15 protein-coding genes are annotated in these 17,079 nt (G+C 67.2%); 5 read left to right on the top strand and 10 right to left on the bottom strand.

The annotated features are described in order from the left end of the window. Positions 1 to 4 precede the first annotated feature (4 nt). The 5 genes from ABE85_RS23790 to recA all read right to left on the bottom strand — a co-directional run bounded on the left by ABE85_RS23790 (position 5) and on the right by recA (position 5,078). Positions 5 to 739: a TerC family protein gene (locus tag ABE85_RS23790; protein WP_067280680.1), complete on the bottom strand. Its 735-nt coding sequence runs from the start codon at positions 737 to 739 to the stop codon at positions 5 to 7. 193 nt (positions 740 to 932) lie between these two features. Next, positions 933 to 1,826 (bottom strand): succinate--CoA ligase subunit alpha, encoded by an 894-nt coding sequence (gene sucD, locus ABE85_RS23785; protein ID WP_067280677.1) that lies wholly within the window; start codon positions 1,824 to 1,826, stop codon positions 933 to 935. Positions 1,827 to 1,853: 27 nt separating this feature from the next. Further along, positions 1,854 to 3,014, bottom strand: a complete 1,161-nt coding sequence (sucC, locus tag ABE85_RS23780) for an ADP-forming succinate--CoA ligase subunit beta (protein ID WP_067280673.1) — start codon at positions 3,012 to 3,014, stop codon at positions 1,854 to 1,856. Between the two features lie 438 nt (positions 3,015 to 3,452). Next, entirely contained in the window at positions 3,453 to 4,016 is a 564-nt protein-coding gene (locus tag ABE85_RS23775) for a regulatory protein RecX (protein ID WP_067280669.1), read from the bottom strand. A 15-nt stretch (positions 4,017 to 4,031) separates the two neighbouring features. Next, entirely contained in the window at positions 4,032 to 5,078 is a 1,047-nt protein-coding gene (gene recA / locus ABE85_RS23770; protein WP_067280666.1) for a recombinase RecA, read from the bottom strand. Between the two features lie 318 nt (positions 5,079 to 5,396). Between recA and ABE85_RS23765 the strand changes: the two genes are divergently transcribed. Both ABE85_RS23765 and ABE85_RS23760 read left to right on the top strand, forming a co-directional pair. Continuing rightward, complete coding sequence (locus ABE85_RS23765) at positions 5,397 to 6,068, top strand: response regulator transcription factor (RefSeq protein WP_067280662.1); 672 nt, start codon at positions 5,397 to 5,399, stop codon at positions 6,066 to 6,068. Positions 6,069 to 6,076: 8 nt separating this feature from the next. Further along, positions 6,077 to 7,582 (top strand): sensor histidine kinase, encoded by a 1,506-nt coding sequence (locus tag ABE85_RS23760; RefSeq protein WP_067280658.1) that lies wholly within the window; start codon positions 6,077 to 6,079, stop codon positions 7,580 to 7,582. A gap of 28 nt (positions 7,583 to 7,610) precedes the next feature. Here ABE85_RS23760 and rodA read toward each other — a convergent pair whose 3' ends face one another. The 5 genes from rodA to ABE85_RS23735 are packed head-to-tail and all read right to left on the bottom strand — an operon-like array spanning position 7,611 to position 13,478. After that, positions 7,611 to 8,765, bottom strand: coding sequence for a rod shape-determining protein RodA (gene rodA / locus ABE85_RS23755; protein WP_067280655.1), 1,155 nt, complete (start codon positions 8,763 to 8,765; stop codon positions 7,611 to 7,613). Beyond that, positions 8,762 to 10,861, bottom strand: coding sequence for a penicillin-binding protein 2 (gene mrdA / locus ABE85_RS23750; RefSeq protein ID WP_067283447.1), 2,100 nt, complete (start codon positions 10,859 to 10,861; stop codon positions 8,762 to 8,764). The genes rodA and mrdA overlap by 4 nt, the downstream gene beginning before the upstream one ends. 22 nt (positions 10,862 to 10,883) lie before the next feature. Further along, complete coding sequence (gene mreD, locus ABE85_RS23745; protein WP_067280653.1) at positions 10,884 to 11,405, bottom strand: rod shape-determining protein MreD; 522 nt, start codon at positions 11,403 to 11,405, stop codon at positions 10,884 to 10,886. Continuing rightward, positions 11,402 to 12,379 carry a rod shape-determining protein MreC gene (gene mreC / locus ABE85_RS23740; RefSeq protein WP_067280651.1) on the bottom strand — a complete coding sequence of 326 codons (978 nt, stop codon included), beginning with the start codon at positions 12,377 to 12,379 and terminating at the stop codon, positions 11,402 to 11,404. Before mreC ends, mreD begins: the two co-directional genes overlap by 4 nt. Positions 12,380 to 12,434: 55 nt before the next feature. Further along, positions 12,435 to 13,478, bottom strand: a complete 1,044-nt coding sequence (locus ABE85_RS23735) for a rod shape-determining protein (protein WP_067280645.1) — start codon at positions 13,476 to 13,478, stop codon at positions 12,435 to 12,437. A gap of 308 nt (positions 13,479 to 13,786) precedes the next feature. Between ABE85_RS23735 and gatC the strand changes: the two genes are divergently transcribed. From gatC to gatB, 3 genes are read left to right on the top strand one after another with little or no spacing between them, the layout of a single operon-like run. Beyond that, positions 13,787 to 14,086, top strand: coding sequence for an Asp-tRNA(Asn)/Glu-tRNA(Gln) amidotransferase subunit GatC (gene gatC / locus ABE85_RS23730; protein ID WP_067280644.1), 300 nt, complete (start codon positions 13,787 to 13,789; stop codon positions 14,084 to 14,086). Further along, positions 14,083 to 15,573, top strand: a complete 1,491-nt coding sequence (gene gatA / locus ABE85_RS23725) for an Asp-tRNA(Asn)/Glu-tRNA(Gln) amidotransferase subunit GatA (protein ID WP_067280640.1) — start codon at positions 14,083 to 14,085, stop codon at positions 15,571 to 15,573. Before gatC ends, gatA begins: the two co-directional genes overlap by 4 nt. A gap of 5 nt (positions 15,574 to 15,578) precedes the next feature. Further along, a complete protein-coding gene (gene gatB / locus ABE85_RS23720) occupies positions 15,579 to 17,036 on the top strand; it encodes an Asp-tRNA(Asn)/Glu-tRNA(Gln) amidotransferase subunit GatB (protein WP_067280637.1) in 1,458 nt (485 codons plus the stop codon). Positions 17,037 to 17,079: the final 43 nt, after the last annotated feature.

The raw sequence follows: 17,079 nt of genomic DNA, 5'->3' as shown, positions 1-17,079 counted from the left end.
CTCGTCAGGAGGCTTGCGCCGGCCGGCGTGCGGCTAGCAGCTTGCCGACGAGCAGGACGAACAACGCGCCACCGACGCCGAGGGCGTAATACACCTGCGGCAGCACCTCGGTCGTACCGGGCTTGCTGCCCGCCTGCATGGGCACCCAGGCGTTGAGGGCCGGATCGGTCACCAGCATCGTGCCGGCAATCCACCCCAGCAGCATCGCGCCCAGCGTGATCACGATCGGGAACTTGTCCATCAGCTTGATCACGAGTTGGCTACCCCAGACGATGATGGGGATCGACACCAACAGGCCGAAGATCACCAGCGGCATCTGGTGCTGGCCACCCGCGCCTTCTGCGGCGCCGGCGATCGCGATGACGTTGTCCAGGCTCATCACGAAGTCCGCAATGATGACGGTCTTCACCGCGCCCCAGAGCTTGTCGCTCGCTTCCATCTTCTCGTGGCCGTCCTCCGCCTCCGGGATCAGCAGCTTGATGCCGATCCACAGCAGCAGCACGCCACCGACCAGTTTCAGGAACGGCAGCTTGAGCAGCGTCAGTGCGAAGAAGATCAGGACGACGCGCAGCACGATGGCACCGGCAGTCCCCCAGAGGATGCCCTTGGTGCGCAGATTCGGTGGCAGCTTGCGGCAGGCAAGCGCGATGACGACGGCATTGTCGCCACCCAGCAGGATGTCGATCAGGATGATCTGGCCGACGGCGAGCCAGAACTCGGGGCTGGTAAGCATGTCCATGTAGGGAACCCGCGCCGGGCCTCGCGCAACGAGGACCCAGTCTAAAGCGTTGGAAGGGCAAACGAAGGAAGGGGCCCCGTGGGCCCCTTCCTTCGTTCGAGGGGTGCGGCTGGATTGTCCGCGCCCGCCCCCCGGAGCCGCAGTGCGTGAAATTACGCAGCAACGGCTTCTGGCGTCAGGTTTTTCCTGCTACTTACAGCAGGCCTTTCAGCAGCTTGGCCATCTCGGACGGATTGCGCGTCACGGTGAAGCCGCACTCTTCCATGACGGCGAGCTTGGCATCGGCCGTGTCGGCACCACCGGAAATCAGCGCGCCGGCGTGGCCCATGCGCTTCCCGGGAGGGGCGGTCACGCCTGCGATGAAGCCGACCACCGGCTTCTTCATGTTGGCCTTGCACCAACGGGCGGCTTCCGCCTCGTCCGGGCCGCCGATCTCGCCGATCATGATGACGGCATCCGTGTCCGGATCGTCATTGAAGGCCTGCATCACGTCGATGTGCTTCAGACCGTTGATCGGGTCACCACCGATGCCGACGGCCGAGGACTGGCCCAGGCCGATTTCGGTCAGTTGCGCCACGGCTTCATAGGTCAGCGTGCCGGAGCGCGAGACCACGCCGATGCGGCCCTTGCGGTGGATGTGACCGGGCATGATGCCGATCTTGATCTCGTCGGGCGTGATCAGGCCGGGGCAGTTCGGGCCCAGCAGCAGCGTCTTCTTGCCGCCAGCCAGTTCCTTGGCCTTCATCTTGTTGCGCACTTCCAGCATGTCACGGACGGGAATGCCTTCCGTGATGCAGATCGCCAGGTCCAGGTCCGCCTCGACGGCTTCCCAGATCGCGGCAGCAGCGCCTGCGGGCGGCACGTAGATCACCGACACGGTCGCGCCGGTCTGGGCGGCGGCTTCCTTCACGGTGCCGTAGATGGGGATGTCCGAGAACTTCTCGCCCGCCTTCTTCGGGTTTACGCCGGCAACGAACGCGTTCTTGCCGTTGGCGTAGGCCTGGCAGCCCAGGGTGTGGAACTGACCGGTCTTGCCCGTGATGCCCTGGGTGATGACCTTGGTGTCCTTGTTGATGTAGATGCTCATGTCGTATTCCTTGGCTGGGTCTTCGGCTTACTTGACGGCGGCGACGATCTTGGTCGCGGCTTCGGCCATGGTGTCGGCGGCGATGATGGGCAGGCCGGACTCGGCCAGCATCTTCTTGCCCAGCTCCTCGTTGGTGCCCTTCATGCGGACGACCAGCGGCACGCTCAGGTTGACGGCCTTGCAGGCCGTGATCACGCCTTCGGCGATGGTGTCGCACTTCATGATGCCGCCGAAGATGTTGACGAGGATGCCCTTCACCTCGGGGTTCTTCAGCATGATCTTGAAGGCCTCGGTGACCTTCTCGGCCGTGGCGCCGCCGCCGACGTCCAGGAAGTTGGCCGGCTCGCCGCCGAACAGCTTGATGGTGTCCATCGTGGCCATGGCCAGACCGGCGCCGTTCACCAGGCAGCCGATGTTGCCGTCCAGCGAGATGTAGGCCAGGTCGAACTTCGAGGCTTCGATCTCAGCCGCGTCTTCTTCGTCCAGGTCGCGGTACGCGACGATTTCCGGGTGGCGGAACAGGGCGTTGGCGTCGAAGTTGAACTTGGCGTCGAGGGCGACCAGGTTGCCCTTCGAATCGCAGTTCAGCGGGTTGATTTCAACCAGCGACGCGTCCGTGTCCATGTAGCACTTGTACAGCTTGGCGAACAGGTCGACGGCCTGGTCCACCGAAGCGCCGCTCAGGCCGATGGCCGCGGCGATCTTCTTCGACTGTTCGGTCGTGATGCCGGTCAGCGGATCGATGTACTCGGTGATGATCTTCTCGGGCGTCGAGTGGGCGACTTCCTCGATGTCCATGCCGCCTTCGCTCGACGCGATGAAGGCGATCTTCTGCGTGCCGCGGTCGGTCACCAGCGAGACGTACAGCTCGTTCTTGATGTCCGCGCCTTCTTCGATGTACAGGCGGCGGACCTTCTGGCCGACCGGGCCGGTCTGGTGCGTGACCAGCTGCATGCCCAGGATCTGCTCGGACAGCGCCTTCACGTCGTCCAGGCTCTTGCCCAGCTTGACGCCGCCGCCCTTGCCGCGACCGCCGGCGTGGATCTGCGCCTTGACCACCCAGACCGGGCCGCCCAGCTTCTGCGCGGCTTCGACCGCCTCTTGCACCGTGAACGCGGGAATACCGCGCGGCACCGGCACGCCGAACTGGCGCAGGATTTCCTTGCCCTGGTACTCGTGAATCTTCATAGGGAGGTCTCGCTTGATGGATGAATCAGGAAGAAGCAGCCAGTGCCGCGGACGCTCCGCGGTGCCGGCGTGGAGAGGAGGTTTGCAACGCCGGATTCAACCTGGCCTCCGCGACAGGAAGCCCGTCGTCGCGGCCATAGGACCGCACGTCGACGGAGCGACGAGGTTGCGGCGGATGGCGCTCGGGGGAGGCGGAGGAAGACATAAAACCGATGCAAACACGCGAAAACACGCCCGCGGACGAACGCCGGCGGGCTGTTTTGCGAAGCCGAAAATGTAGCATGCTGCGTTGCATCAAGCCCTTGGCGCGGTTGAGACGCGCACTGGCGTAGGCCTGTCAGGGCGTCGCAAGGTGCCCGTGACGCACGAAGTTTCGTGGAGTTTCAGGCTCTGTCGCTCTTTCAGGCGGCACGACCGACCGCCGGACCGGCGGACCACTCAGTCGTCGACATCGCTGCCCGCCGCAACGCGCCGGACCGCCCGGCGCGCGAGGTCTCCGCCGAATCCCCGTCCCATGAGAAAGCGCAGACGTTTGGCCAGTGCAGCGGCATCGACTGCCGGGCCTTCTCCGAACTTGCGTCGAAGCATTTCGCAGGCGCGATCCAGTTCACCGGCGGCGAGCACGGAACGCTGCTCGGCATCCAACGACAGCCCATGTTGAGCGAGCTCCTGCTCGATGCGCTTTTGACCGAAGCGCTGCGAGCGCACATGGATCCGGGACTCGACGAATCTCGACTCGTCGAGATACCCGTTGGCCTTGAGCCAGTCGAGCACCGCGTCAACTTCGCCGTTGGGGCTCTGCGAGTCGTCCTCCTCCGAGAAGTCATCGCTTGATCCCCCCGAAGCCTCGGCGGCTTCGGCCTGCCGATCGCGCGCGATGCGCAGCAGCTTGCGCCGCAACTCCATGGCGCTGTGCTCACGCTGTGCGAGCAACGCGATCGCGCGAGCCTTCAGCGACAGCGGCTGCGAGGCTCGTCCCCGCCGACCGTCGGACGGGGTCATGCGAAGGCCCCGCGTTTACTCGGCGGCACCGCCGGGCGTTGCGCCCAGCAGCGGAATGCCCAGGGATTCGCGGATCTTGTTCTCGATCTCGACCGCCAGGTCCGCGTTCTCGCGCAGGAACTCGCGTGCGTTGTCTTTGCCTTGGCCGATCTTCTCGCCGCTGTAGGCGTACCAGGAGCCGGCCTTCTCGACGATCTTGTTGGCCACGCCCATGTCGATGATCTCGCCCTCGCGGCTGATGCCTTCACCGTAGAGGATGTCGAACTCCGCCGTCTTGAACGGAGGCGCGACCTTGTTCTTGACGACCTTGACCTTGGTCTCGGAGCCGATGACTTCCTCACCCTTCTTGATCGAGCCGATGCGACGGATGTCCAGGCGCACCGAGGCGTAGAACTTCAGCGCATTGCCGCCGGTGGTCGTCTCCGGGCTGCCGAACATGACGCCGATCTTCATCCGGATCTGGTTGATGAAGACGACGGTGCAGTTGGTCTTCTTGATGGTGGCCGTCAGCTTGCGCAGCGCCTGGCTCATCAGACGGGCCTGCAGGCCGGGCAGCGAATCGCCCATCTCGCCTTCGAGTTCCGCCTTCGGCGTCAGCGCGGCGACCGAGTCGATGACGATCAGGTCGACGGACCCCGAGCGCACCAGCGAGTCCACGATCTCCAGCGCCTGTTCGCCGGTGTCGGGCTGGCTGATCAGCAGCTCTTGCAGGTTGACGCCGAGCTTCTGCGCGTACTGGACGTCCAGCGCGTGTTCAGCGTCGATGAAGGCGCACACGCCGTCCAACTTCTGCATCTGGGCGATGACCTGAAGGGTCAGCGTGGTCTTGCCCGAGGATTCCGGGCCGTAGATCTCGACCACGCGTCCGCGCGGCAGACCGCCGACGCCTAGCGCGATGTCCAGGCCCAGCGAGCCGGTGGAGACGACCTGGATGTCCTCGATCTTCTCGCCTTCGGCCAGCCGCATGATGGAGCCCTTGCCGAACTGCTTTTCGATCTGGGCGAGGGCGGCCTGCAGGGCCTTGGCTTTTTCGGTGTTGGCGTTCTTCACGGGGGCGTCCATGCAATCTTCTCCTGTTGGCTGCGGCGGATTATTGGCGCAATCTGTATATCTGTACAGTGCTTTGTCGAAGCCGCCGACCCGTTTCTCGGTGCCGGTGACGATCGATGAAGCTCATCTTATGCAGCAGGTCGCTCACTGGATGAGCCAGCACATGCAATTCCCACCGCGTTCCCTCCTGGGTGGGAGTGGTCCCCACGCGAAACTGTCGCCGACCTGACCCGGCACCCCCGAAGCACACGGGTCGGATGCCTCGGAAACGCCTAGGGAACACCAGCAGGCCGCTCCCTAGAATGTCTCCATAACCAGAGGGGACGACACATGCGCATCTTGATCGCCGAAGACGACCAGGTCCTGGCCGACGGCCTGCTGCGCTCGTTGCGGGCGTCGGGCTGCGCCGTCGATCAGGTCGGCAGCGGCAGCGAGGCGGATGCGGCGCTCGCCTCCCACGAATTCGACCTGCTGATCCTCGATCTGGGCTTGCCCAAGCTCCACGGCCTGGAGGTACTCAGACGGCTGCGCGCACGAGGGTCGTCCGTGCCCGTGCTGATCCTGACCGCGGCCGACAGCATCGAGGAACGCGTCAAAGGCCTCGACCTCGGTGCCGACGACTACATGGCCAAGCCGTTTTCGCTGCAGGAGCTCGAGGCGCGCGTGCGTGCGCTGACGCGCCGTGGGCTGGGCACCGCGTCGAGCGTGATCCGGCATGGCCCGTTGACCTTCGATGCGACGGGGCGTGTGGCCTACATCAACGAGCAGATGGTGGAACTCTCGGCGCGCGAGCTGTCGCTGCTGGAGGTCCTGCTGCAACGCGCCGGCCGCCTCGTCAGCAAGGACCAGTTGGTCGAACGCCTGTGCGAATGGGGCGAAGAGGTCAGCAACAACGCGATCGAGGTCTACATCCACCGGTTGCGCAAGAAGATCGAACAGGGCCCGATACGCATCGCCACCGTGCGCGGCCTGGGCTACTGCCTTGAGAAGATTCCTGGCTGAGCTGCCGCATGGCGGCTGATTCCTCCGGCCATCGCTCGCTGTTCGGCGAGATCCTCGACTGGATGCTCGCGCCGCTGCTGGTGATCTGGCCGATCAGCGTCGCGCTGACCTGGCTGGTGGCGCAGGGCATCGCCAACAAGCCCTACGACCGCGAGCTCGACGAGATGGCGCGCACGCTCGGCCTGCAGGTCGTGACCGAGCCGGCGCCCGGCGACGCGGCCGCGCGCCGCGGTCGGTCGCGCTATGCGCTCGCGCCGGAGGCGGCCGCCTTGCTTCGCGCGGACGAATCCGACACCGTCTACTACCAGGTGCTGGGCCTGCGCGGCGAATTGCTGAGCGGCGATGCGCTCCTGCCGGTGCCCGAGGTCGAGCCGCCCATCGTCCCCTGGGAGGTCAACCGCCGCTTCGACGAGATCAACAACGAGGCGGTGCGCGTGTCCTACCTGTGGGTGGTGCCGGAGGGGATGGCGGGCAGCGACAAGATGATGCTGGTGCAGGTCGCGGAGACGCTCGGCAAGCGGTCCCGGCTGACCAACGAGATCATCAAGGGCGTCATCCTGCCGCAGTTCGTGATCCTGCCGCTGGCGGTGCTGCTGGTGTGGCTCGCACTGGCACGCGGCATCGCGCCGCTGAACGACCTGCAGCGACGCATCCGCTCGCGCGACAGTTCCGACCTGAGCCCCATCGACGAACAACGCATCCCCGACGAAGTGGCGCCGCTGGTGCAGGCGATCAACGATCTGCTGGAACGACTCGACCAGTCGATCCGATCTCAGAAGCACTTCCTCGCCGACGCCGCGCACCAGCTCAAAACGCCTCTCGCGGGGCTGCGCACGCAGGCCGAGTTGGCGCAGCGCGAGATCGACGAGGGTCGAAGCTCGCCAGCGGAGCTGCGTCGCTCGCTGAAGCAGATCGCGGTGTCGAGCCAGCGCGCGGCGCACATGGTCAACCAGTTGCTGGCCATGGCCCGCGCCGAGGATCAGGAGCACGCAGCGCGTCGCAGCGAAGTCAACCTCGCCGTGCTGGCGATCGAGACCGTGCGCGACTTCGTTCCACGCGCGATGGAGAAGCGCCTGGACCTCGGCTACGAAGGACCGGAGGCGAGCCACGCCGGGTTGCGCATCAACGGGCATCCGCTGCTGATCCGCGAGCTGATCCGCAATCTCGTCGACAACGCGCTGCTCTACACGCCGAGCGACGGCACGGTCACCGTGCGCGTCGTCGAGGACCCGTTCGGCCAGGTCTGCGTCCTGCAGGTCGAAGACTCGGGGCCGGGCATCGCCGAGTCGGAGCGCGAGCAGATCTTCCAGCCGTTCTACCGGGCGCTGGGCACCAACGTCGATGGCTCGGGACTGGGGCTGGCGATCGTGCGCGAGATCGTCCAGCAGCACGAGGCCGAGATCACGGTCGACGACACGCGGGCCCGTCGGCAGGCCGAGCCTGACGGCGCGGGGCCGGGCGCGCGGTTCACGGTGCGCTTCGCCGCGCATCCGCTGCAGAACGTCAGTAGCTGAGCCTCGGCGCCACCGGGGACGCCGTCACTCAACGCTGCGTCCCGCCCCGGCTCTTGGCGATCGACATCAGCATCCCGAGCGACAGGCCCAGCGTCACCATCGCCGTCCCCCCGTATGAGATGAACGGCAGCGGCACCCCCACCACGGGCAGGATGCCGGTCACCATTCCCATGTTCACGAACACGTAGGTGAAGAAGCTCAGCGTGATCGCCCCCGCAAGCAGTCGCGAGAACAAGGTCGGCGCCTCGTGCGCGATCGCCAGTCCGCGCAGGATCAGCGCGGTGAAGCCGATCAGCAGCCCCGCCGCGCCGATGAGGCCGAACTCCTCGCCATAGGCCGCGAAGATGAAGTCCGTCGTCCGCTCCGGGATGAACTCCAGGTGCGTCTGCGTGCCCTTCATGAAGCCCTTGCCGGTCACGCCGCCCGAGCCGATCGCGATCTCGCCCTGGATGATGTGGAAGCCCTTGCCCAAGGGGTCCTTCGTCGGATCCAGCAAGGTGCAGACGCGGTCCTTCTGGTAGTCCTTCAGCACGACCCATTTCACGTCGGGCTGGCAGATCTGGTCCTCGCTGAGGACCAGCGCCGTGATGCCCGCGCCAGCCAGCACCAGCGCCGGGATGATCAGCTTCCACGACAGCCCGGCGAAGAAGATCACGTACAGGCCCGCGCCCAGCACCAGCAGCGAGGTGCCGAGGTCCGGCTGCTTCGCGATGAGCCCGACCGGCACGACGAGCAGGATGAATGCAGCGATGAAGTCCGGCAGCCGCAGCTGGCCTTCGCGCTTCTGGAACCACCAGGCAAGCATGAGCGGCACGGCGATCTTCAACAGCTCGGACGGCTGGATCTGCGTGCCGACATACAGCCAGCGCGTCGCGCCCTTCTTCGTGATGCCGAACAGCGCCACAGCCACCAGCAGCGTCACGCCAACGGCGTAGAGCGGCAACGCCAGTTGCATCAGCCGCTGCGGCGGCACCTGCGCGGTCACGAACAGCACACCCATCGCCAGGACCATGTTGCGCGCGTGATCGACGAAGCGGGTGCCGTGGTCATAGCCCGCCGAGTACATGCACATCAGACCCAGCCCCATGAGCCAGGCCATCGCGAGCAGCAGCGGGATGTCGAAGCCCTGGAACAGCGGCTTCACCCGCTGCAGCAGGCTGGGTTTGCTGAAGACGGCGCTCATCGTGAGGCTCCCGGGGTGGGGCGCGACGCGGCGGACCGCGCGGGAGGCGCAGTCGCCGCCGAGGGCTTGTTCGAAGGGATAGCCGGCGTCGTCGGGCTTGAGGCGGGCGAGGAAGCCCCCGAGGCCGCCGCCTCCGGCGCGCTGGCCGCGGCATTCGGAAGCGCGATGTCCGCGACGCGCCTCGGCGTGCCGATCGGCGCGCCGACCTGGCCGACCCGCACCTTGGCGATGTCCTCTTCGCTCGGGTAGGTGCCGGTGAGCACGTAGTCGTACACGCGGCGCGCGATCGGCGCCGCCGATTCGGAGCCGAAGCCCGCGTTCTCCACGATCAGCGCCACGGCGATCGTCGGCGCCTGGTACGGCGCGAACGAGATGTACAGCGAGTGATCGCGCTTGCGCTCGTCCGCCTTGATGCTGCTGTAGGTCTGGCCGGCGCGCAGACCCACCGCCTGGGCCGTGCCAGTCTTGCCGGCGCTCGGGTACTGGGCGCCCGCGAACACCCCGCGCGACGTCCCCTCCAGGGTCACGTCATGCATCGCGTTGCGGATCACGTCCACGTCCGCCTTGCGCAGCGCCAGCGGCGCCAGCGCATCGCTCGCGACGCGTCGCTGCACGTGCTTGACGACGTCCTCGATCTCCCGCACCAGCCGCGGCCGGTAGCGCTCGCCGCCGCTGGACAGCGTCGACATCGCCGTCGCGAGCTGCAGCATGGTGAAGTTGTTCTGGCCCTGGCCGATGCCCAGCGAGATCGTCTCGCCCGCGTACCACTTCTGCTGATCGGGACGCTTGAACGCCCGACGCTTCCACTCGGTGCTGGGCAGCAGGCCGGTGACCTCGCCTTGCAGGTCGATCTCGGTCTTGCGGCCGAAACCGAAGGGCTCCAGCTGGTCGTGGATCATGTCCACGCCCATCTCGTTGGCCAGCGAATAGAAGTAGACGTTCGACGACGTGACGATCGCCAGTCGCATGTCCTTCGGGCCTGCACGGTCGCCGGTCGCGCTGCCGAACACGCGCCCGCCGAAGCTGAAGTTCAGGTTGTCCTGGATCACCACGTTGGCGGCGCGCTTGCCGGTGTTCAACGCGGCCATGGCCATGTAAGGCTTGAAGGTCGAGCCCGGCGGATAGGTCCCGCGCAACGCGCGGTTCAGCAACGGCTTGTCGAGGTCCTCGTTGAGATCGCGCCAGCTGTCCGCGTCGATGCCGTCGACGAACAGGTTGGGATCGAAGCTCGGCTTGGAGACGAAGGCCAGTACCTCACCGTTGCGCGGATCCATCGCGACGAGCGCGCCGCGTCGGTCGCCGTAGAGCCGCTCCACCAGCGCCTGCAGCTTGATGTCGATCGACAGGTGCAGCGTGTTGCCCGGCGTCGGCGGACGGTTGCGCAGCCGACGGACGGCACGGCCGCCCGCGCTGGTCTCCATCTCCTCGAATCCGGTCTGGCCGTGGAGCTCGCGCTCGTAGGCCTGCTCCAGCCCGAGCTTGCCGATGTACTCGGTGCCGCGGTAATTGGCGACGTCCTCTTCGGACCAGTCGTCCATCGACTTCTTCTCGGCCTGGTTGATGCGTCCGATGTAGCCCAGCAGATGCGCGCCGACGTCGCCCAGTGGATAGCTCCGGAACAGCCGCGCCTTGATGTCCACGCCGGGGAAGCGGAAGCGCTGCGCGGCGAAGCGCGCGACCTCGGTGTCGGTCAGCTTCGTGCGGATCGGCAGCGATTCGAAGTTCTTGCTTTCCTCCATCAGCCGCTTGAACCGGCGACGGTCGCGCTGCTGGATCTCGATGACCGCGGACAACGCGTCGATCGTCCGCTCGAGGTCCGGCACCTTGGACGGCGTGATCTCCAGCGTGTAGGCCGAGTAGTTGCTCGCGAGCACCACACCGTTGCGGTCGACGATCAGACCGCGGTTCGGCACGATGGGGACGACGGAGACGCGGTTGGTTTCGGCACGCTCCAGCAGCGTGTCGTGCTGCGTGATCTGCAGGTAGACGAGGCGCGCGACGAGCAGGCCGAAGCAGAACAGCACGAACGCGGCGGCGGCGAACAGCCGCAGCCGGAAACGGCTCAGCTCCGCCTGGAGGTTCTTGATGACCGTCATCGCGGGCCCGATCACGGCACGCTCAGAGCGGCCGGTGCGCGTCGGGGTCCGGCGCGCGACGCTGGGGCGCGAGCAGGAGCGCCGCGGCGATCGGCCACAGCGCCGCCTGCAGCAGCGGCGCCAGCACGAGGCTCCAGCCCGGCCACATGCCGCCGACGATCAGCCGGACGATCACGGCGATCGCGGTCGCGAGCACGAACAGCGGCAGCACGTGCAGCGCCTGGGCGCCCAGCGTGAACCACAGCAGCCGGCGGTGCAGCGCCACCGCGCCGAAGGCGAGCAGGCTGTAGGCCAGCGCATGCTGGCCCAGCAGCGCGCCGTGGTGCACATCGATCATCAGGCCGAAGACGAAGGCCCAGCCGACGCCGACGCGCCGCGGCTGATGGACGTTCCAGAACACCAGCACCAGCGCCAGCACGTCCGGCATCCAGGGCTGACGTCCGACGGGCACCATGTCGATCAGCAGCCCGACGATGAGACTGAATGCGATGAACAGGGGGTTGGCGGGCAGCAGCAGCTGGCTCGCACCACGCGGCATGATCATCGGGTGCCTCCCTTCGATGCGGACGCGGCCGACGCCCGACTGCGCGGCGGTCGGCTGGCGGCTTCAGCCGCAGCGGCATTCGCGGCGCTGGCGGCTTCCTGCGCGGCTTCGGTGCGTGCGGACTCCTGTCCTTCCAGCGGCTCCAGCACCAGAACGTGACGCGCGCTGTCGGGCTGAGCGATAGGCGCCAGGCCGACGCGCGCAAAGCTGGTGTCGCCGCGGCGTTCGACCTCGGCGACCTTCGCCACGGGCAGGCCCGGCGGATACAGGCCGTCCAGGCCCGAGGTCGAGAGCGCGTCGCCGGCCTTGATGTCGGCGTTCGCGGCGATGAAGCGCAGCTCCATCACGCCGCGCTCGCCGCCGTAGGCGACGCCGCGCTGCTGGGTGCGGGTGTTGAGCACGGGGATGGTGGCGTCGCGGTCGGTCAGCAGGGTCACTTCAGCGGACAGCGGATAGACCCGCGTCACCTGCCCGAGCACGCCGGCATCGTTGACCACCGGCGCGCCCAGCCGCACGCCGCCGTGGCCGCCGCGATCGATGATGATCCGGCGCGAGAAAGGATCCGGTGCCTCGTAGAGCACCTCGGCGGCAAGCCCCTTCACCGGCAGCGCCTCGCGCAGCTCGAGCAGCGCGCGCAGGCGCGTGTTCTCGGCCTGCAGCTGCGCGGCACGGCTCAGGATCACCGCCTGCGAGGCGAGCTGCTGCCGGGCCTGGTTCTCGGCCTCGGTGGCTTTCTCCATGCCGCGGGCGTAGTCGCCGGCCTGTTCCCAGGCATCGACGGGCGCCAGCAGCGCGCGCTGCAGCGGATGCAGCGCGAGCGCCAGCCCCGCGCGGGCGGGCGCCGTGACCTGGAAGCGGGAGTCCGCCACCATGAGAAAGACCGCCAGTGCCGCGCAGAAGGCCAGCTTCGTCAACGCGGACGGGCCTTCGCGGAACAGCGGCGGTGGATTGCGGTCGAGGGTGCCGAGAGGCATGGAGATCTCAGCGAAGGAGATTCAACGCAAAGCGGCCGACTGAGGCCGCATCCACTTATTCGTTCGTGAAGATCGAACCCAGGCGTTCCATGCGCTCCAGGGCCATGCCGCAACCGCGGACCACGCAGGTCAGCGGATCTTCCGCGACCAGCACCGGCAGGCCGGTTTCCTCGGCCAGCAGACGGTCCAGGTCGCGCAGCAGCGCGCCGCCGCCGGTCAGCATCATGCCGCGCTCGGCGATGTCGGCGCCCAGCTCCGGCGGGGTCTGCTCCAGCGCGTTCTTCACGGCCGAGACGATCTGGTTCAGCGGGTCGGTCAGCGCTTCCAGGATCTCGTTGGACGAGATCGTGAAGCTGCGCGGCACGCCTTCGCTGAGGTTGCGGCCCTTGACTTCCATCTCCTTGACTTCGGAGCCGGGGAAGGCCGAGCCGATGTTCTTCTTGATGGACTCCGCCGTCGGCTCGCCGATCAGCATGCCGTAGTTGCGGCGGATGTAGTTGATGATGGCCTCGTCGAACTTGTCGCCGCCGACGCGGACCGAGCCCTTGTAGACCATGCCGCCCAGCGAGATCACGCCGACCTCGGTCGTGCCGCCGCCGATGTCGATGACCATCGAGCCCGAGGCTTCCGACACCGGCAGGCCCGCGCCGATCGCGGCGGCCATCGGTTCCTCGATCAGGTAGACCTCCGAGGCGCCCGCGCCCAGCGCGGCGTCCCGGATGGCGCGCTTCTCGACCTGCGTGGAGCCGCAGGGGACGCAGATGATGATGCGGGGCGACGGACGCAGCAGCTTGGTGTCGTGCACCATCTTGATGAACTGCTTGATCATCTGCTCCGTCACCACGAAGTCGGCGATCACGCCGTCCTTCATCGGGCGGATCGCCTCGATGTTGCCGGGCACCTTGCCCAGCATGGCCTTGGCTTCGTGGCCGACGGCCTGGATCGTCTTCTTGCCGTTGGGACCGCCTTCATGGCGGATGGCGACGACGGACGGTTCGTCCAGCACCACGCCTTTTCCGCGGACGTAGATCAGCGTGTTGGCGGTGCCCAGGTCGATGGCGAGGTCGGTGGAGAAATAGCGGCGCAGGGAGGCGAACATGGGTGTAGGCAAGACCTGGACAAGACGCTTCGGCACCTGGAGCCGCCCGTCATCGTCGAACTACACGCAATCGGCGGCATTCGACGGCATCAAGCGGCGTTCGTCTGCGTTCTGTCCGGGCGGCTGCGATTCGGGGCGGTTCGGGTCGGTATACCGCGCGGACCGGCGGCGTCCGCGCGAGCGAGATTCCTTGCCATAAGGAACGAGGCTGCGCTGGCAGCCTCGGCTCATGGAGATAAGCGGGGATAATAACTGATCACCCCCTGGTTTGGCCCGTCTGCAAGCCATCCGTAAGCGTTTCAATACCCATGGCACTCACCCACGACGATGTCAGCCGGATCGCCAAACTGGCCCGGCTTGAACTTTCCGGCGACGAGCAGGCCGCGCTGCTGCCGCAGCTCAATGGCTTCTTCTCGATCGTCGAGCAGATGAGCGCGGTCGACACCAGCGGCGTCGACCCCCTCTACACGCCGCTGTCGGCGGTGCAGGAGGTCGCCCTGCGCCTGCGCGAGGACCGCATCACCGAAGCCGACCAGCGCGAGCTCAACCAGCGCAGCGCCCCCGCCGTCGAGGACGGCCTGTTCCTGGTCCCGAAAGTCATCGAATGACCCCGCCCCTCCACCACCTCGGCGTGGCCGAGCTCGGCCGCGCCTTGCGCGCCAAGACGGTCTCCAGCACCGAACTGACGCAACATCTGCTTGCGCGTGTTGCCGCGGCGAAGGACCTCGGCGCCTTCCTGCACATCGACGAGGCCTACGCGCTGGCCCGGGCCCGGGACGCGGATGCGCGACTGGCGCAAGGCGAGGCCGGCGCGCTGATCGGTGTGCCGCTCGCACACAAGGACATCTTCGTCACCCGCGACATGCCGACCACCGCCGGCTCGAAGATGCTCGAGGGCTACCTGAGCCCCTTCGACGCGACCGTCGTCGACCGCCTGAACGCCGCCGGCACCGTCTCGCTCGGCAAGCTGAACTGCGACGAGTTCGCGATGGGCTCCGCCAATGAGAACAGCGCCTACTTCAAGGCGCTGAACCCCTGGGACCGCACGCGCGTGCCGGGCGGCTCGTCGGGCGGTTCGGCGGTCGCCGTGGCCGCGGGCCTCGTCCCCGCGACGACCGGCACCGACACCGGCGGCTCGATCCGTCAGCCGGCCAGCTTCTCCGGCATCACCGGCATCAAGCCGACCTACGGCGTGTGCTCGCGCTACGGGATGATCGCGTTCGCGTCGAGCCTGGACCAGGCCGGCGTCTTCGCCCGCTCGGCCGAGGACTGCGCGCTGCTGCTGTCGACGATGAGCGGCTTCGACGAACGCGACGCCACCAGCGTCCAGCAGCCGCCGCAGGACTTCAGCGCGCAGATGCTGACCGCCCGTGACGGCGCGACCGCCGCACAGCCGCTGAAGGGACTGCGCATCGGCCTGCCCAAGGAGTTCTTCCCGGCCGCGCTGTCCGCCGACGTCGACGGCGCCGTGCGCGCGGGTCTGGCGGAGCTGGAGAAGCTCGGCGCGACCCTCGTGGACGTGTCGCTGCCGCGCACCGAGCTGGCGATCCCGGTCTACTACATCATCGCCCCGGCCGAGGCGAGCTCGAACCTGTCGCGCTTCGACGGCGTGAAGTTCGGGCACCGCGCCAAGGACTACGGCAACCTGAACGACATGTACGAGAAGACCCGCGCCGAGGGTTTCGGCGCCGAGGTCAAACGCCGGATCATGATCGGCAGCTACGTGCTCTCGCACGGCTACTACGACGCCTACTACCTGCAGGCGCAGAAGCTGCGCCGCATGATCGCGGACGACTTCCAGCAGGCCTTCCAGCACTGCGACCTGATCGCCGGCCCGGTGGCGCCGACGGTCGCGTGGAAGCAGGGCGAGGGCGCGGACGATCCGGTGAAAGCCTACCTCGCCGACATCTTCACGCTGCCCGGCTCGCTGGCCGGCCTGCCCGGCATGAGCGTGCCGGTGGGCACCGGCGAAGGCGGCATGCCCGTGGGCCTGCAGCTGCTGGGCAATTACTTCAGGGAAGGCACGCTGCTGCACGCCGCGCACGCGCTGCAGCAGGCCACCGACTGGCACCGCCAGCATCCGGCGGGGGTGTGAACGTCATGAGCAAGAACAGTCAACTGGTGCGGGGCTACGAGGTCGTCATCGGCCTGGAGAACCACGTCCAACTCTCGACCGCCTCGAAGATCTTCAGCGGGTCGTCGACCGCCTTCGGCGCGGCGCCCAACACGCAGGCCAGCGCGGTGGACCTGGCGCTGCCCGGCACGCTGCCGGTGCTGAACCGCGGTGCCGTCGAGCGCGCCATCCGCTTCGGCCTGTCCGTCGGCGCGAAGGTGGCGCCGCTGTCGATCTTCGCGCGCAAGAACTACTTCTATCCGGACCTGCCCAAGGGCTACCAGATCAGCCAGTACGAGATCCCCGTCGTGCAGGGCGGCCACATCGAGTTCTTCGTCGGCGACGAGAAGAAGGTCGTTCGGCTCACCCGCGCCCACCTTGAGGAGGACGCCGGCAAGAGCCTGCATGAGGATTACCACGGCCAGTCCGGCATCGACCTGAACCGCGCCGGCACGCCGCTGCTGGAGATCGTCTCGGAGCCCGAGATGCGCTCCGGCGCCGAGGCCGTCGAGTACGCCAAGACGCTGCACGCGCTGGTGATGTGGCTGGGCATCTGCGACGGCAACATGCAGGAGGGCTCGTTCCGCTGCGACGTGAACGTGTCCGTGCGAAAGCCCAACGATCCCGAATTCGGCACGCGCCGCGAGATCAAGAACCTCAACAGCTTCCGCTACCTGGTGGACGCGGTGAACTACGAGGTCAACTGGCAGATCGACCAGATCGAGGACGGTCTGAAGATCCAGCAGGCGACGGTGCTCTACAACCCGGACACGGGCGAGACCCGCGCGATGCGCACGAAGGAAGACGCGGCCGATTACCGCTATTTCCCGGATCCGGATCTGCCGCCGCTGATGATCTCCGCGGAGTGGGTCGACCGCGTGCGCGGCGAGATGCCCGAGCTGCCGACCGTGATGGCCGCGCGCTTCCAGCAGGCCGACGGGCTGCCCGCCTACGACGCGACGATGATGACGCAGAGCCTGGCGACGGCGCGCTTCTACGAAGCCGCGCGGGACCTGTGCGGTGCGCCCAAGCTGGTCGCGAACTGGGTGATGGGCGAGGTCTCGCGCCGGCTCAACAGCGAGGAACGCGGCATAGCCAGCGCGCCGGTGACGCCCGCGCAACTGGGCGCGCTGATCAAGCGCATCCAGGACGGCACAATCAACAACAACGCCGCCAAGCAGGTGTTCGAGGTGCTGTGGACGGGCGAGGGCGCCGATGTCGACGCGATCATCGACGCCAAGGACCTGAAGCAGTCCAACGACACCGGTGAGATCGAGCGCATCCTCGACGAGGTGCTCGCAGCCAACGCCAAGTCGGTCGAGGAGTTCCGCGCCGGCAAGGAGAAGGCGTTCAACGCGCTGGTCGGCCAGGCGATGAAGGCGGCCAAGGGCAAGGCCAATCCGACCACCGTCAACGAGTTGCTGAAGAAGAAGCTCGGCGCCTGACCGGGCGAGGGGGCGGAGGCCGGACCGGCCTCCGCGGTGCGCG

Source organism: Mitsuaria sp. 7 (assembly GCF_001653795.1).
In the GTDB taxonomy this organism is placed as follows: domain Bacteria; phylum Pseudomonadota; class Gammaproteobacteria; order Burkholderiales; family Burkholderiaceae_C; genus Roseateles.
The sequence above is the reverse complement of the archived record's forward strand: the minus strand, read 5'-3'. Positions and strand labels throughout refer to the sequence as shown.

What these genes read in the sequence shown, in the direction of transcription:
- ABE85_RS23790 (WP_067280680.1), bottom strand. Translation starts at nt 739, where the DNA reads ATGGACATGCTTACCAGCCCCGAGTTCTGGCTCGCCGTCGGCCAGATC.
- sucD (WP_067280677.1), bottom strand. Translation starts at nt 1,826, where the DNA reads ATGAGCATCTACATCAACAAGGACACCAAGGTCATCACCCAGGGCATC.
- sucC (WP_067280673.1), bottom strand. Translation starts at nt 3,014, where the DNA reads ATGAAGATTCACGAGTACCAGGGCAAGGAAATCCTGCGCCAGTTCGGC.
- ABE85_RS23775 (WP_067280669.1), bottom strand. Translation starts at nt 4,016, where the DNA reads ATGACCCCGTCCGACGGTCGGCGGGGACGAGCCTCGCAGCCGCTGTCG.
- recA (WP_067280666.1), bottom strand. Translation starts at nt 5,078, where the DNA reads ATGGACGCCCCCGTGAAGAACGCCAACACCGAAAAAGCCAAGGCCCTG.
- ABE85_RS23765 (WP_067280662.1), top strand. Translation starts at nt 5,397, where the DNA reads ATGCGCATCTTGATCGCCGAAGACGACCAGGTCCTGGCCGACGGCCTG.
- ABE85_RS23760 (WP_067280658.1), top strand. Translation starts at nt 6,077, where the DNA reads ATGGCGGCTGATTCCTCCGGCCATCGCTCGCTGTTCGGCGAGATCCTC.
- rodA (WP_067280655.1), bottom strand. Translation starts at nt 8,765, where the DNA reads ATGAGCGCCGTCTTCAGCAAACCCAGCCTGCTGCAGCGGGTGAAGCCG.
- mrdA (WP_067283447.1), bottom strand. Translation starts at nt 10,861, where the DNA reads ATGACGGTCATCAAGAACCTCCAGGCGGAGCTGAGCCGTTTCCGGCTG.
- mreD (WP_067280653.1), bottom strand. Translation starts at nt 11,405, where the DNA reads ATGATCATGCCGCGTGGTGCGAGCCAGCTGCTGCTGCCCGCCAACCCC.
- mreC (WP_067280651.1), bottom strand. Translation starts at nt 12,379, where the DNA reads ATGCCTCTCGGCACCCTCGACCGCAATCCACCGCCGCTGTTCCGCGAA.
- ABE85_RS23735 (WP_067280645.1), bottom strand. Translation starts at nt 13,478, where the DNA reads ATGTTCGCCTCCCTGCGCCGCTATTTCTCCACCGACCTCGCCATCGAC.
- gatC (WP_067280644.1), top strand. Translation starts at nt 13,787, where the DNA reads ATGGCACTCACCCACGACGATGTCAGCCGGATCGCCAAACTGGCCCGG.
- gatA (WP_067280640.1), top strand. Translation starts at nt 14,083, where the DNA reads ATGACCCCGCCCCTCCACCACCTCGGCGTGGCCGAGCTCGGCCGCGCC.
- gatB (WP_067280637.1), top strand. Translation starts at nt 15,579, where the DNA reads ATGAGCAAGAACAGTCAACTGGTGCGGGGCTACGAGGTCGTCATCGGC.